This window comes from Pseudomonas sp. SLFW (genome assembly GCF_009905615.1).
Taxonomy (GTDB): domain Bacteria; phylum Pseudomonadota; class Gammaproteobacteria; order Pseudomonadales; family Pseudomonadaceae; genus Aquipseudomonas; species Aquipseudomonas bambusae.
The window spans coordinates 405,629-418,488 of record NZ_JAAAKW010000002.1; the positions used below are offsets into that span (position 1 = coordinate 405,629).

The 12,860-nt window shown below is 59.7% G+C and carries 11 protein-coding genes; 5 read left to right on the forward strand and 6 right to left on the reverse strand.

The window, feature by feature from the left end; translation table 11 throughout:
• Window positions 1-47: 47 nt before the first annotated feature.
• From gshA to GVN17_RS05250, 3 genes are all read right to left on the reverse strand, one after another.
• Entirely contained in the window at window positions 48-1,634 is a 1,587-nt protein-coding gene (gene gshA / locus GVN17_RS05240; protein WP_166594161.1) for a glutamate--cysteine ligase, read from the reverse strand.
• A 210-nt stretch (window positions 1,635-1,844) separates the two neighbouring features.
• Window positions 1,845-2,231, reverse strand: coding sequence for a PaaI family thioesterase (locus GVN17_RS05245; RefSeq protein WP_166594162.1), 387 nt, complete (start codon window positions 2,229-2,231; stop codon window positions 1,845-1,847).
• Window positions 2,231-4,555 carry a Tex family protein gene (locus GVN17_RS05250; RefSeq protein ID WP_166594163.1) on the reverse strand — a complete coding sequence of 775 codons (2,325 nt, stop codon included), beginning with the start codon at window positions 4,553-4,555 and terminating at the stop codon, window positions 2,231-2,233. The genes GVN17_RS05245 and GVN17_RS05250 overlap by 1 nt, the downstream gene beginning before the upstream one ends.
• 279 nt (window positions 4,556-4,834) lie before the next feature.
• On the opposite strand from GVN17_RS05250, the gene ompR reads away from it, so the two are divergent.
• Window positions 4,835-5,575, forward strand: a complete 741-nt coding sequence (gene ompR, locus GVN17_RS05255; RefSeq protein ID WP_166594164.1) for a two-component system response regulator OmpR — start codon at window positions 4,835-4,837, stop codon at window positions 5,573-5,575.
• A gap of 165 nt (window positions 5,576-5,740) precedes the next feature.
• Complete coding sequence (locus tag GVN17_RS05260) at window positions 5,741-7,054, forward strand: ATP-binding protein (protein WP_166594165.1); 1,314 nt, start codon at window positions 5,741-5,743, stop codon at window positions 7,052-7,054.
• A gap of 102 nt (window positions 7,055-7,156) precedes the next feature.
• Here the strand turns inward: GVN17_RS05260 and rimK are convergent, their stop codons facing one another.
• Both rimK and GVN17_RS05270 read right to left on the reverse strand, forming a co-directional pair.
• On the reverse strand, window positions 7,157-8,062 hold the full coding sequence (gene rimK / locus GVN17_RS05265) for a 30S ribosomal protein S6--L-glutamate ligase (protein ID WP_093465889.1): 906 nt from the start codon (window positions 8,060-8,062) through the stop codon (window positions 7,157-7,159).
• Complete coding sequence (locus GVN17_RS05270; RefSeq protein ID WP_178115705.1) at window positions 8,059-8,514, reverse strand: ATP-dependent zinc protease; 456 nt, start codon at window positions 8,512-8,514, stop codon at window positions 8,059-8,061. The genes rimK and GVN17_RS05270 overlap by 4 nt, the downstream gene beginning before the upstream one ends.
• Window positions 8,515-8,802: 288 nt before the next feature.
• Between GVN17_RS05270 and GVN17_RS05275 the strand changes: the two genes are divergently transcribed.
• Window positions 8,803-9,204, forward strand: coding sequence for an RNA-binding S4 domain-containing protein (locus GVN17_RS05275; protein ID WP_166594167.1), 402 nt, complete (start codon window positions 8,803-8,805; stop codon window positions 9,202-9,204).
• A 75-nt stretch (window positions 9,205-9,279) separates the two neighbouring features.
• Here the strand turns inward: GVN17_RS05275 and GVN17_RS05280 are convergent, their stop codons facing one another.
• Entirely contained in the window at window positions 9,280-10,089 is an 810-nt protein-coding gene (locus GVN17_RS05280; RefSeq protein WP_166594168.1) for a phosphatase PAP2 family protein, read from the reverse strand.
• A 99-nt stretch (window positions 10,090-10,188) separates the two neighbouring features.
• On the opposite strand from GVN17_RS05280, the gene hslO reads away from it, so the two are divergent.
• A complete protein-coding gene (gene hslO, locus GVN17_RS05285) occupies window positions 10,189-11,091 on the forward strand; it encodes an Hsp33 family molecular chaperone HslO (RefSeq protein WP_166594169.1) in 903 nt (300 codons plus the stop codon).
• A gap of 203 nt (window positions 11,092-11,294) precedes the next feature.
• Entirely contained in the window at window positions 11,295-12,836 is a 1,542-nt protein-coding gene (locus GVN17_RS05290) for a phosphoenolpyruvate carboxykinase (RefSeq protein ID WP_166594170.1), read from the forward strand.
• The last annotated feature ends 24 nt before the right edge of the window (window positions 12,837-12,860 follow it).

Consider the following 12,860-nt stretch of genomic DNA (forward strand, 5'->3'; position numbering starts at 1 on the left):
TCAAAAGCAGATGCGCCGAGTCAGTGGATGATTCGGCGCCAGCTCTTTCAGTTACTGATCGCCAGAATACTCGCCTGATAGGCCCCGACGAAGGTGTCGAAATCCACCGGCTCTTCGACCTGTTCCAGCTCGGATTGTTGAGCCAGGGATTCGCGGGCGCGGGTTTCGAAATCCGTTTGGTCGTCGACGCTCAGCGGGCGGCTGCGGAAGTATTCCGCGTGAACCTGCGCCTGACGCAGTGAGAACGCCGTAAAGCCTTCCTTGCGCTCCGTCATGGCAGCCAGTACTTGTGCCGACGGCGTCAGTGACGCATCCGCGACTTTGGCCCGTTGAACGGCCAGCGATTCTGCGTGTTCAGCGATCCCTTGGCTCTTGTCCAGCAGTGCGATGATCGGTTCGATTTTGTCCAGCAACTCATCCGCCCAGACTTTCAGGTCGATGGTGGACGTGTTACGGCTCAGTTGCAGGCCAGGACGACGGCCTTCCTTGACCACGGTGAGGAAGTTGCTGCTGGCATTGCCGCATTCGCAGTCAGCCAGCTGCGGGCTTTCCTGCAGGGCACAGAACAGAATGAAGGCGTCGATGAAACGCGACTGTTGCAGGTCGATCCCGACCGGCAGGAACGGGTTGATGTCCAGGCAACGGACTTCGACGTACTGAACGCCGCGGGCCATCAAGGCCTGAATCGGACGCTCGCCGGAGTAAGTCACGCGCTTCGGACGGATCGTCGAGTAGTACTCGTTTTCAATCTGCAACACGTTGGTGTTGAGCTGAATCCACTCGCCATCCTTGTGCGTGCCGATTTCGGTGTACGGCGCGTAGGGCGTGGCTACCGCTTTGCGCAGGCTGTCGGTGTAGGTCAGCAAATCGTTGTAGCACGGCGTCAGGTCGGCTTGGGCGTTGCTCTGATAACCCAGATCGCTCATGCGCAGGCTGGTGGCGTAAGGCAGGTAGAGCGTGTCGGCGTCGAACTGCTCCAGCTGGTGCGAGCGACCGCGCAGGAAGCTGGCATCCAATGCAGGCGAGGCGCCGAACAGATACATCAGCAGCCAGCTGTAACGACGGAAATTGCGGATCAGGCCGATATAGCTTTCGGACTGGAAGTCGCGATCGGTGCCGTCGAAATCTTCGGTCTTGCGCAGAACGGCCCAAATGTCTTCAGGCAGCGAAAAGTTGTAATGGATGCCCGCGATGCATTGCATCGTCCTGCCGTAACGCAAGGCGAGGCCCTGGCGGTATACGTACTTGAGCTTGCCGATGTTCGACGTGCCGTAATAGGCGATCGGGATGTCTTCTTCGGCCGGCAACGGGCACGGCATCGAAGGGCTCCAGATGTACTCGTTCCCCAGCTTGCTATAGGCGAAGCGGTGGATCTTTTCGAGGCTGTCGAGGGTGTCGGCAGGATTGGCCAGTGCTGGCGTGATGAACTCCAGCAACGACTCCGAATAGTCGGTGGTGATCTGCTCGTTGGTCAGTGCAGAACCCAGGCTTTCAGGGTGTGGCGTCTGGGCCAGGCGGCCCTCGCCCGTAACGCGCAGGCATTCACGCTCGATACCGTGCAGGCACTTCTCCAGAAGGGAGAGGTGAGATTGCTCGCCGAGCAGAGCCAGGCGGCGATTGAGAAGTTCGCTCAAGTTGGATTCCTTCACGCGTCAGTCGGCCCTATATGGGGGCGATATGGCGATCTACAAGGGTGAAGAAAGGAACTGGCGTTTTCGCCTCGTTTTCGGTCCGAACGCCGATGCCCGTCACTGATCATTCCCACAAGCTGTCATGTGGGAATGACCAGAAAATTTCGACACTGATACACAGCGCCGAAATTAACCCATATCCCTATCGGACAGCTACACGATCGCGAATGTGCCTTGTGCTTTCGCGACCAGTTTGTCGGCCTGATGCACGGCAGCTTCGACCACAAGTGTGCGACGACCGGCGTGCAGCACCGTTGCGACACAGATGACTTCGCCATCCGCCACGCCGCGCATGTAGTTGATCTTGCACTCGACCGTCACGCTTTGCTTGTCGAAGCCATGCGCGCTGGAGCAGGCCAGCCCCATGGCGATATCGACCAGACTGAACAGCGCGCCGCCGTGCATGACATTGCCGCGATTGCGCAGGTGTGGCTCCAGCGCCAACGCCACCTCTGCGACGCCTTCCTCACTGAGCCGCACGACACGGCAGCCCAGGGTCTTGAAGTAAGCGCTTTGTGTCAGCTCGTCCGGGATATCCATCAGCGTTTCTTCAGTTGCTTGGCGTTGGCGAACAGCGAAGCCATGGCGTTATTGGCCGGGGCGGCTGTCGCGGTTTCTTTGCGCGGCGCGCTGGTTTGTTGCTGCCGTGGTGCTGCCCCAGGCCGTGCACCACGGGCGCCGTCGATTTTCTCGCCCGGCGTGTCGCTCATGCGCATCGACAGGCCGACGCGTTTGCGCGGGATGTCGACTTCCATGACCTTCACTTTCACCACGTCACCGGCTTTGACGGCTTCGCGAGGGTCCTTGATAAATTTCTCCGACAGCGCAGAGATATGCACCAGACCGTCCTGGTGAACGCCAATATCGACGAACGCGCCGAAGTTGGTCACGTTGGTGACGACACCTTCGAGGATCATGCCCAGTTGCAGGTCTTTCAGGTCTTCGACGCCGTCCTGGAACTCGGCGGTCTTGAATTCCGGGCGCGGGTCGCGGCCTGGTTTCTCAAGTTCCTGAAGAATGTCGGTGACGGTTGGCAGGCCAAAGGTCTCGTCGGTGAATTTCTTCGGGTCCAGACGCTTGAGGAAGCTGGCGTCGCCGATCAGCGAGCGAATGTCGCGGTCGGTTTCGGCAGCAATGCGTTGTACCAACGGGTACGCCTCAGGGTGAACGGCGGACGAATCCAGCGGGTTGTCGCCGTTCATGACGCGCAGGAAGCCTGCGGCCTGTTCGAAGGTTTTCTCGCCCAGACGCGCGACTTTCTTCAGCGCGGCGCGGGTTTTGAAAGCGCCGTTCTCGTCACGGTGGGTCACGATGTTTTGCGCCAGTGTCGTGTTCAGACCGGAAATGCGGGCGAGGAGGGCGACCGACGCCGTGTTCACATCGACGCCCACGGCGTTCACGCAGTCTTCGACCACGGCGTCCAGACCACGGGCCAGCTTGAGCTGCGACACATCGTGTTGGTACTGGCCGACGCCAATGGATTTCGGATCGATCTTCACCAGCTCGGCCAACGGGTCCTGCAGGCGACGGGCGATGGACACCGCGCCACGGATCGACACGTCCAGATCCGGGAATTCCTTGGCGGCCAGTTCCGACGCCGAGTACACCGATGCACCGGCCTCGGAGACCATGACCTTGGTCATTTTCAGGCCTGGGTATTTTTTGATCAACTCAGCGGCCAGTTTGTCGGTTTCGCGACTGGCGGTGCCGTTGCCGATGGCGATCAGGTCGACCGAATGTTTGGCGCACAGGGCAGCCAATACGGCGATCGTCTGATCCCACTGGTTTTTCGGCACGTGCGGGTAAACCGTAGCGTGGTCCAACAGTTTGCCGGTGGTATCGACCACGGCCACTTTGCAACCGGTGCGCAGGCCAGGGTCGAGACCCAGTGTGGCGCGCGGGCCCGCCGGGGCGGCCAGCAGCAGGTCATGCAGGTTGTGGGCGAAGACGTTGATCGCCTCGGTCTCGGCGCCATCGCGCAGCTCGCCCAGCAGGTCGGTTTCCAGATGGGAATACAGCTTCACCTTCCAGGTCCAGCGCACCACTTCACCCAGCCATTTGTCCGCCGGGCGGTTCTGATTCTGCAGGCCGAAGCGCTCGCTGATCATCATCTCGCACGGGTGCAGCGTGCCTGGCAGCTCTTCACCCACTTTTAGCGCAGAGCTGAGAATGCCTTCGTTGCGGCCGCGGAAAATGGCCAGCGCACGGTGGGACGGCATGCTTTTCAAGGGCTCGTCGTGTTCGAAGTAGTCGCGGAACTTGGCGCCTTCTTCTTCCTTGCCGGCTACGACGCGGGCGCTGATCACGGCTTCCTGCTTGAGGAAGCTGCGCAGTTTCTCCAGCAGCGTGGCGTCTTCGGCAAAACGCTCCATCAGGATGTATTTGGCACCTTCCAGCACGGCCTTGACGTCAGCGAAGCCTTTTTCGGCATCGACAAAGCGCGCGGCTTCGGTGTCCGGCGTCAGGCTCGGATCGTTGAACAGGCCATCCGCCAACTCGCCGAGACCTGCTTCAAGAGCGATCTGGCCTTTGGTGCGGCGCTTCTGTTTATAAGGCAGGTACAAATCTTCGAGGCGGGTCTTGGTGTCGGCGAGCTTGATGTCGCGTGCCAGTTCCGGGGTCAACTTGCCTTGCTCTTCGATGCTCGCAAGGATGCTGACGCGACGTTCGTCCAGTTCACGCAGATAGCGCAGACGCTCTTCCAGATGACGCAGTTGAGTGTCATCGAGGCTGCCAGTCACTTCTTTACGGTAGCGAGCGATGAACGGCACGGTAGAGCCTTCATCCAGTAACGCGACGGCCGCTGCGACCTGTTGCGGGCGGACGCCGAGTTCCTCGGCGATGCGGCTGTTGATGCTGTCCATAAAACCACCTGGCAAATGTGTGTGCAAAAAATCCGGCTGCTGGCGAAGGCCTTGAGCGAGTGGTGCCTGATCTTGAGGGCGGCGCATTATACCCAGTGAACCCGGATTAGGGGATTGCCTCGTCGGAGGGCTTGTCAGGACTGCACGGCTACGCTGTGGATATCTGTAATGCCCCGCGCAGAGCATCCGTGTGACCCCAGGAAAAATCTGCTAACAATGCACACGGTGCACATAACAGCAGCTACGCCATAATGCGCGCCGAGATCAAAGGAGCTTCCAATGAGCAGCACTGCACAAACGGCTGAAGGCGAGAAAATCCTCATCGTTGATGATGACCCGGGTCTGAGCAGCCTGTTAGAACGTTTTTTTACCAGCAAGGGCTACCGCGCCCGTGCTGTGCCCAATGTCGAGCACATGGATCGTCTGCTGGCTCGGGAAGTGTTCCATCTCGTCGTGCTGGATTTGATGCTGCCCGGCGAAGACGGCTTGTCTGCCTGCCGCAGACTGCGTGCCGCGAACAACCAGGTGCCGATCATTATGCTGACGGCCAAGGGCGACGAGTTGAGCCGCATCAAAGGGCTGGAACTGGGCGCCGACGATTACCTGGCCAAGCCATTCAACCCCGATGAACTGATGGCCCGTGTCAAAGCGGTCCTGCGACGCCAGTCCGCGCCGGTGCCCGGTGCGCCTGCCAGTGAAGACGAAACCGTCACGTTCGGTGAATACGAGCTTTCGCTCGCCACTCGCGAGCTGAAAAAGGGTGATCAGGTTCACATGCTCACCACCGGCGAGTTCGCTGTTCTCAAGGCGTTGGTCATGCACGCTCGGGAGCCGCTGACTCGCGACAAACTGATGAATCTTGCCCGAGGCCGCGAGTGGGACGCGTTGGAGCGATCCATCGATGTACAGATTTCACGCCTGCGCCGTTTGATCGAAGTCGATGCCGCCAAACCGCGTTATATCCAGACCGTCTGGGGTGTGGGTTATGTATTCGTGCCAGACGGTGCCAACAAGCAGTAAGCACATCGACAGGTTGCCTGTTGGGCGCTTTGATCGCCTGCTTACGCCAGCCAGTCATTTCGCGCCTCCCAAGAGGGGGTGTCGAGGTGGCTGGTTTTGCTGTCTCTTGCCATCCGCGACATCTCGCGAGTTTGCCTCGCTCCTGCAAAGTGTATAGCCACCGTTATGAAGACTCCGCTCTGGTTCCCGCAAAGCTTCTTTTCCCGCACCCTGTGGCTGGTGCTCATCGTCGTGCTGTTTTCCAAGGCGCTGACGCTGGTGTATCTGCTGATGAACGAAGACGTGCTGGTCGACCGTCAGTACAGCCACGGCGTCGCGCTCACCTTGCGGGCGTATTGGGCGGCAGATGAAAGCGACCGGCAGACGATCGCCGATGCGGCGGGGCTGATTCGTGTCGTCGGCGGTGGCGTACCGGAAGGCGAGCAACACTGGCCTTACTCGGAAATTTATCAACGCCAGATGCAGGCCGAGTTGGGAGCCGACACCGAAGTACGGCTGCGGGTCCACGCGCCGCCTGCGCTGTGGGTTCGCGCGCCGAGTCTGGGCGATGGCTGGCTCAAGGTCCCTTTGTATCCTCACCCGTTACGCGGTCAGAAAATCTGGAGCGTACTCGGCTGGTTCCTCGCCATCGGTTTGCTGTCCACGGCGTCGGCCTGGATTTTCGTCAGCCAGCTGAATCGGCCACTCAAACGTCTGGTGTTCGCGGCTCGCCAATTGGGGCAGGGGCGTAGCGTCCGTTTGCCCGTCAGCGACACCCCCAGCGAAATGACCGAGGTGTACCGCGCCTTCAATCAGATGGCGGAGGACGTCGAACAGGCAGGGCAGGAGCGGGAGCTGATGCTGGCCGGGGTTTCCCACGACTTGCGCACGCCGCTCACGCGATTGCGCCTGTCGCTGGAATTGATGCCCAAGGACAACGAATTCATGGATGGCATGGTCCGGGACATCGAAGACATGGACGCGATTCTCGATCAGTTCCTGGCGTTCATTCGTGATGGACGCGACGAAGAAGTCGAGGAAGTCGATCTGGTCGAACTGGTTCACGAAGTGGTGGCGCCGTACAACAGCCCGGTCGAGCAGGTGCGTTTATGCCTGGAATCCATCCCGCCGTTTCCGCTGCGTCGCGTCTCGATGAAACGCCTGCTCGCCAATCTCATCGGCAACGCCATGCACCATGCGGGAGATGGCGTTGAAGTAGCAGCTTATGTGTCAGGTGACAGCGGCGCGCCTTATGTTGTGCTCAGCGTGCTGGACCGAGGCATGGGCATTGACCCCTCCGAGCTGGAAGGCATCTTCAACCCCTTCATCCGCGGCGACCGTGCCCGCAGTGGCAAAGGCACCGGGCTGGGCCTCGCCATCGTCAAACGCATCGCTGCCATGCACGGCGGCAACGTCGAACTGCGCAATCGATCGGGAGGCGGGCTGGAAGCGAGGGTTCGGCTGCCGTTGGGGTTGATGCTGCCGAGGGATGCGGATTAGTCATCCGATCCTGTAGCAGCCCGGCTTCCCGGCGGAGGCGTTCACTGGCGCGCCAGCGCCGGCAAGGCGGACTGCTACAGACATTCGAGGTTGATTACCGAATCACCCTTTCCCTTTCGTGCGCGTCATGTGCGGGCCGCCGTTTTTTTCGATGTATTGGATGATCATCCCCGCCACGTCCTTGCCGGTCGTGGCTTCGATGCCTTCCAGGCCCGGCGATGAGTTCACTTCCATCACCAGTGGCCCGTGGTTCGAGCGCAGGATGTCGACGCCCGCGACGCTCAGGCCCATGACCTTGGCGGCGCGGATGGCAGTCATGCGTTCTTCCGGCGTGATCTTGATCAGGCTGGCGGTGCCGCCCCGGTGCAGGTTGGAGCGGAATTCACCGGGTTTGGCCTGACGCATCATCGAAGCAATCACCTTGTCGCCCACCACGAAGCAGCGAATGTCCGCGCCTCCGGCTTCCTTGATGTACTCCTGCACCATGATGTCCTGCTTGAGCCCCATGAAGGCTTCGATCACCGATTCCGCTGCCGTTGCCGTTTCGCAGAGCACGACGCCGATGCCTTGGGTGCCTTCCAGCACCTTGATCACCAACGGCGCGCCGTTGACCATCTGGATCAGGTCGGGGATGTCGTCAGGGGAGTGAGCGAAACCCGTCACCGGCAGGCCGATTCCGCGCCGCGACAACAATTGCAACGAACGCAATTTGTCCCGGGAGCGCGCGATGGCGACGGATTCGTTGAGCGGGAACACGCCCATCATCTCGAATTGACGCAGCACGGCGCAGCCGTAGAAGGTAACGGAAGCGCCAATGCGCGGAATGACCGCGTCAAAGCCTTCCAGGGGTTTTCCTCGATAGTGAATCTGCGGCTTATGACTGGCGATGTTCATATAGGCGCGCAGGGTATCGATCACCACGACCTCATGGCCACGCTGAATGCCAGCTTCGACCAGACGGCGAGTTGAATACAGACGCGGGTTTCGCGAAAGCACAGCGATCTTCATGCAACACCTGTGGCAGAGGGATTGGAGGCCGGAAAAACCGGTTTGTCCTGAACGTAAGTAATGCCCGGATTGACCACCAGTTGGCCGTCAATCAAAGCCTTGGAACCCAATAGCAACCGGTAACGCATGGCCTTGCGGCAGGCGAGGGTGAATTCCACCGGCCAGACCCGATCTCCCAAGGCAAGGGTGGTGCGAATCACGTATCGCACCTGCGCCTGGCCGTTGGAGCTTTTGATGGTCTTCATCGCCACCAGCTGCGCTTCGCAACGGCGATGTCGTAACTGCACGACGGTCCCCAAGTGAGCGTTGAAGCGCACCCACTTTTCGCCGTCGCGTTCGAAAGGTTCGATTTCCGTGGCATGCAGGCTGGATGTGCTGGCCCCGGTGTCGATTTTCGCGCGCAAGCCTGCCACCCCCAAGTTGGGCAGCGCCACCCATTCGCGAAGGCCGATGACTGTGAGATGGTCGAATGTTTTCAAAGCGATTCCGTCAAGTTGCGCGTTCTCCCTGACACCCGAAAAGCCGGGGACAAGGCTTGAAATGCAGGCTGCTCAATGCCAGCGCCGATGACTCTAACGGCCAACGCGGTCTGCTGTGTGACAATCCGGGAACGATAGCCGCACGAGCGATAAAGCGCATACCCCTACGCATGTGCGGGGAATTCTAATCAAGGTTTGAGATTACTGCGCGCCCGGCGTTGCGTAGTACAGTTCTGACTATTACCCGGTTGAGGAATTCAGATGGCACAAAAGGCAGAAGAGGACGACAAGGTTCGTCTGGACAAATGGCTCTGGGCAGCGCGTTTCTTCAAGACGCGCGCGCTGGCGAAAGCAGCGATTGAAAGCGGCAAGGTGCATTGCCGAGGCGAGCGTTGCAAGCCCGGGAAGGAGCCGCGCATTGGTGACGAGTTTCAGATTCGAGCCGGGTTCGATGAGCGCACGGTGGTGGTTCAGGCGCTGTCCATCGTTCGTCGGGGGGCGCCGGAAGCTCAGTTGCTGTACAGCGAAACACCGGAAAGCCTCGCGAAGCGGGAACAGGCGGCCGAGATGCGCAAGGCTGGGAGCCTGGGCGTGACCACGGACGGCAAACCGACCAAAAAGCAGCGACGCCAGCTGTTTCATTTTCGGTCGGGGGATGACTGAGTACGCGTTCGCGGGGTGAACGTCTGGTCGCGGTGTGCAGGCGCCACCCCCGGCGGCCCTGCCAATGCGGATCTCTTACAATCGTGCGCCCGGCTTCATGATGCTCAGACAGCCCAGCAGCGGCACCTTGGCGAACAGGTTGAAAATCGGCGCCGTGACTTGCAACAGAAAGCGTGTGGCCACTGCCACGAACGGCGTGTAACAACTCCAAGCCAACGCCAGCAGGGCGATCATCACGCCGCCAATGTAATCGTCCTGGCCCCAATGAGCGCCAGCCACCAGGCGGGGCATCATGAACAGCAGCGCCAGCACCCAGATGATCACGCGCTGACCCACCGTACGGCTGAACACAGTCATGAACATCGCCCAGATCAGCAGCACCGAAGCGTGGTCGCCGGGAAAACTCTGGCTTGAGCGGTCCTTCAACTGCCATTTGTCTTCCAGTGTGGGGAAGATTTCGCTGAGCTTGATCGCGTCCGGGATCACCATGGAGGCGCTGTCATGTTGCAGGGAGGTGTGATCGATGATTTTGGAGAACACCGTGCGAATGATCAGCAACAGAATCAACGTCAGTACGAAGCCGATCAGCGCGGCGCGGGTTTGTACCGCTTTGAATACCCAGTCGCCCTTGATCAGCAGCACCAGCAAGATCAGCCCGACGACGATATCGAACGGGCGCATACTGGCAATCGTCCAGATCCACAACCACACTTTGTTTTGCTCAAGTGGGCGGTTCAGCACATGAAAAAGCCATTCGTCGAATTGGGTGAAAGCGGCGTGGCCTGTGGGCCAGATCCACACCAGCAGCAGTGCTAGCGCGATCAGATTACACAGCAGGAATTTTTTGGCGTTCCACTTGGCTTGGAACAACGCGGGATAGTCCATAAGATGCCCCCATCGGCATGACAGTGCACCCATCGGTGCTAAACGGCGTTTTATAAGCGCTTGTCATCACTTTGTCATTACTCAGATACCTTTCTTCATATGCAAAATTTCCCGGACATTGATTACACCCAACGTTTCATCTTCGACGAGAGCGACGTTCGCGGTGAGCTTGTGGCACTGGAGCGTAGCTACGCTGAGGTACTTGCCAAGCACCCTTACCCCGAACCGGTTGCGCAACTGCTCGGCGAAATGCTCGCTGCAGCTGCCTTGCTGGTCGGCACGCTGAAATTCGACGGCTTGCTGGTCTTGCAGGCGCGCTCGCTGGGGCCGGTTTCGCTGCTGATGGTCGAGTGCTCCAGCGACCGCGAAATCCGCGGCATCGCCCGTTATGACGAAAGCCTCATCACCCCGGCAGCCACGTTGCAGGAGCTGATGCCAGACGGCGACCTGACCATGACCATCGATCCTCGCCAGGGTAAACGCTACCAAGGGATCGTGGGGCTGGACGGCGTCGACCTGTCGGCTTGCCTCTCCAGCTACTTCGTGATGTCCGAGCAATTGCCTACGCGCTTCTGGATCAAGGCTGACGGCAAGCGAGCGCGCGGTCTTCTGCTTCAGCAACTCCCTCCCGCACGTCTCACTGACGCGGAAGAGCGCGAAGCCAGCTGGCAGCACGTCAATACCCTCGTCGATACCCTTACCGCCGAAGAGCTGCTGAGCCTGAACAACGAAACCGTGCTGCATCGTCTCTTCCATGAGGACGCCGTGCGCATGTTCGACATTCAGCCGCTGGTGTTCCGTTGCAGCTGCTCCCGCGAGCGCTCCGCTAACGCGCTGGTCAGCCTGGGCCTTGAGGATGCGCAGCAGTTGGTGATCGAACACAACGGCATGGTCGAGATCGATTGCCAGTTCTGTAATCAGCGCTACCTGTTCGATGCCGCTGACGTGGCGCAGCTGTTTGCAGGCGGTGGGATCGATACCCCTTCTGACACCCGTCATTAATGTAGTGTCGATGTAGTGCCAAGGTCGGGCTGAATGGTTTCCGCCCGGCCTGCTTGGCTCTGGATTATGTAGTTCTGACAGTTGGCCCCTACCTTTTTTGGCCTTTTCTGGCATAATCCGGCCCACTTTTCAGCTGTAGTAGTTTGGGTTTTTCTACTACAAAACGTTTGGAGCACTCGGCCAGCGGGCCGACGGGGAATCTCATGACGCAAGCCAACAACGCCGTTTACGCCGATCTCAGTGTCGACGAACTGGTTAAAGAAGCCCTCAAACGCGAAGAAGGCGTACTGTCCGACACCGGCGCGCTCGTCGTCGAAACCGGTCACCGTACAGGTCGCTCGCCAGCGGACCGTTTCATCGTCGATGAGCCGAGCACCTCGGCCGCCATCGCCTGGGGTCCGATCAACCGCAAATTCCCTGCTGACAAGTTCGATGCCCTGTGGGCGCGTGTCGAGTCGTTCAACAACGCTCAGGAACATTTCGTTTCTCACGTCCACGTAGGCTCGGCATCCGATCACTACCTGGCCGTCAAGATGACCACTCAGACTGCCTGGCAGAATCTGTTCGGTCGTTGCCTGTTCATCAATCCGGCCCAGTACAACCCTGCTGGTCGCCAGGAATGGCAGGTGCTGAACGTTGCCAACTTCATCTGCGAGCCAGAACGCGACGGCACCAACTCCGACGGCTGCGTCATCCTCAACTTCGCACAGAAGAAGGTGCTGATCGCAGGCATGCGTTACGCCGGCGAGATGAAAAAAGCCATGTTCTCCGTGCAGAACTTCCTGCTGCCGGCCGCTGACGTGCTGCCAATGCATTGCGCCGCCAACATCGGCGAAGAAGGCGATGTGACCCTGTTCTTCGGTCTGTCGGGCACTGGCAAAACCACCTTGTCCGCAGACGAGAGCCGTTACCTGATCGGTGACGATGAGCACGGCTGGGGCGAAGGTGTTGTGTTCAACATTGAGGGCGGTTGCTACGCCAAGTGTATCGACCTGTCGGAGAAGAACGAGCCGGTCATCTGGAAAGCCATCAAGCATGGCGCTGTGCTGGAAAACGTCGTTCTCGACGCCAACCAGCACGCCGACTACGCAGACAGCAGCCTGACCCAGAACAGCCGCGCCGCGTACCCGCTGGAACACGTTGAAAAGCGCTCCGAGAAAAACTTCGGTGGCGAGCCAAACGCTGTGATCTTCCTGACCTGCGACCTGACCGGCGTTCTCCCGCCCGTGTCGATCCTCAGCGAAGAACAAGCGGCCTACCACTTCCTGTCGGGCTACACCGCGCTGGTCGGTTCGACCGAAATGGGTTCGGGCGCTGGCATCAAGTCGACCTTCTCCACCTGCTTCGGCGCACCGTTCTTCCCGCGTCCGGCCGGCGAATACGCTGAGTTGCTGATCAAGCGTATCCGCGGCTTCGGCTCGAAGGTTTACCTGGTTAACACCGGCTGGACCGGCGGCGGCTACGGTGTTGGCAAACGCTTCAACATCCCGACCACCCGTGGCGTTATTGCCGCGATCCAGAGCGGCGCGCTGATCGGTGCAGAAACCGAGCACCTCGACACCGTTAACCTGGACGTGCCGAAATCCGTTCCAGGCGTCGACACCGGGCTGCTGAACCCACGCAATACCTGGGCCGACAAAGCAGCGTACGACGAAGCGGCCAAGGCGCTGGCCGGTCTGTTCATCGAGAACTTCAAGAAGTTCGACGTGAGCGATGCGATCAAGGCAGCGGGTCCGAAGTTGTAAGACCGGGCTTTGCTGACCAAAAAA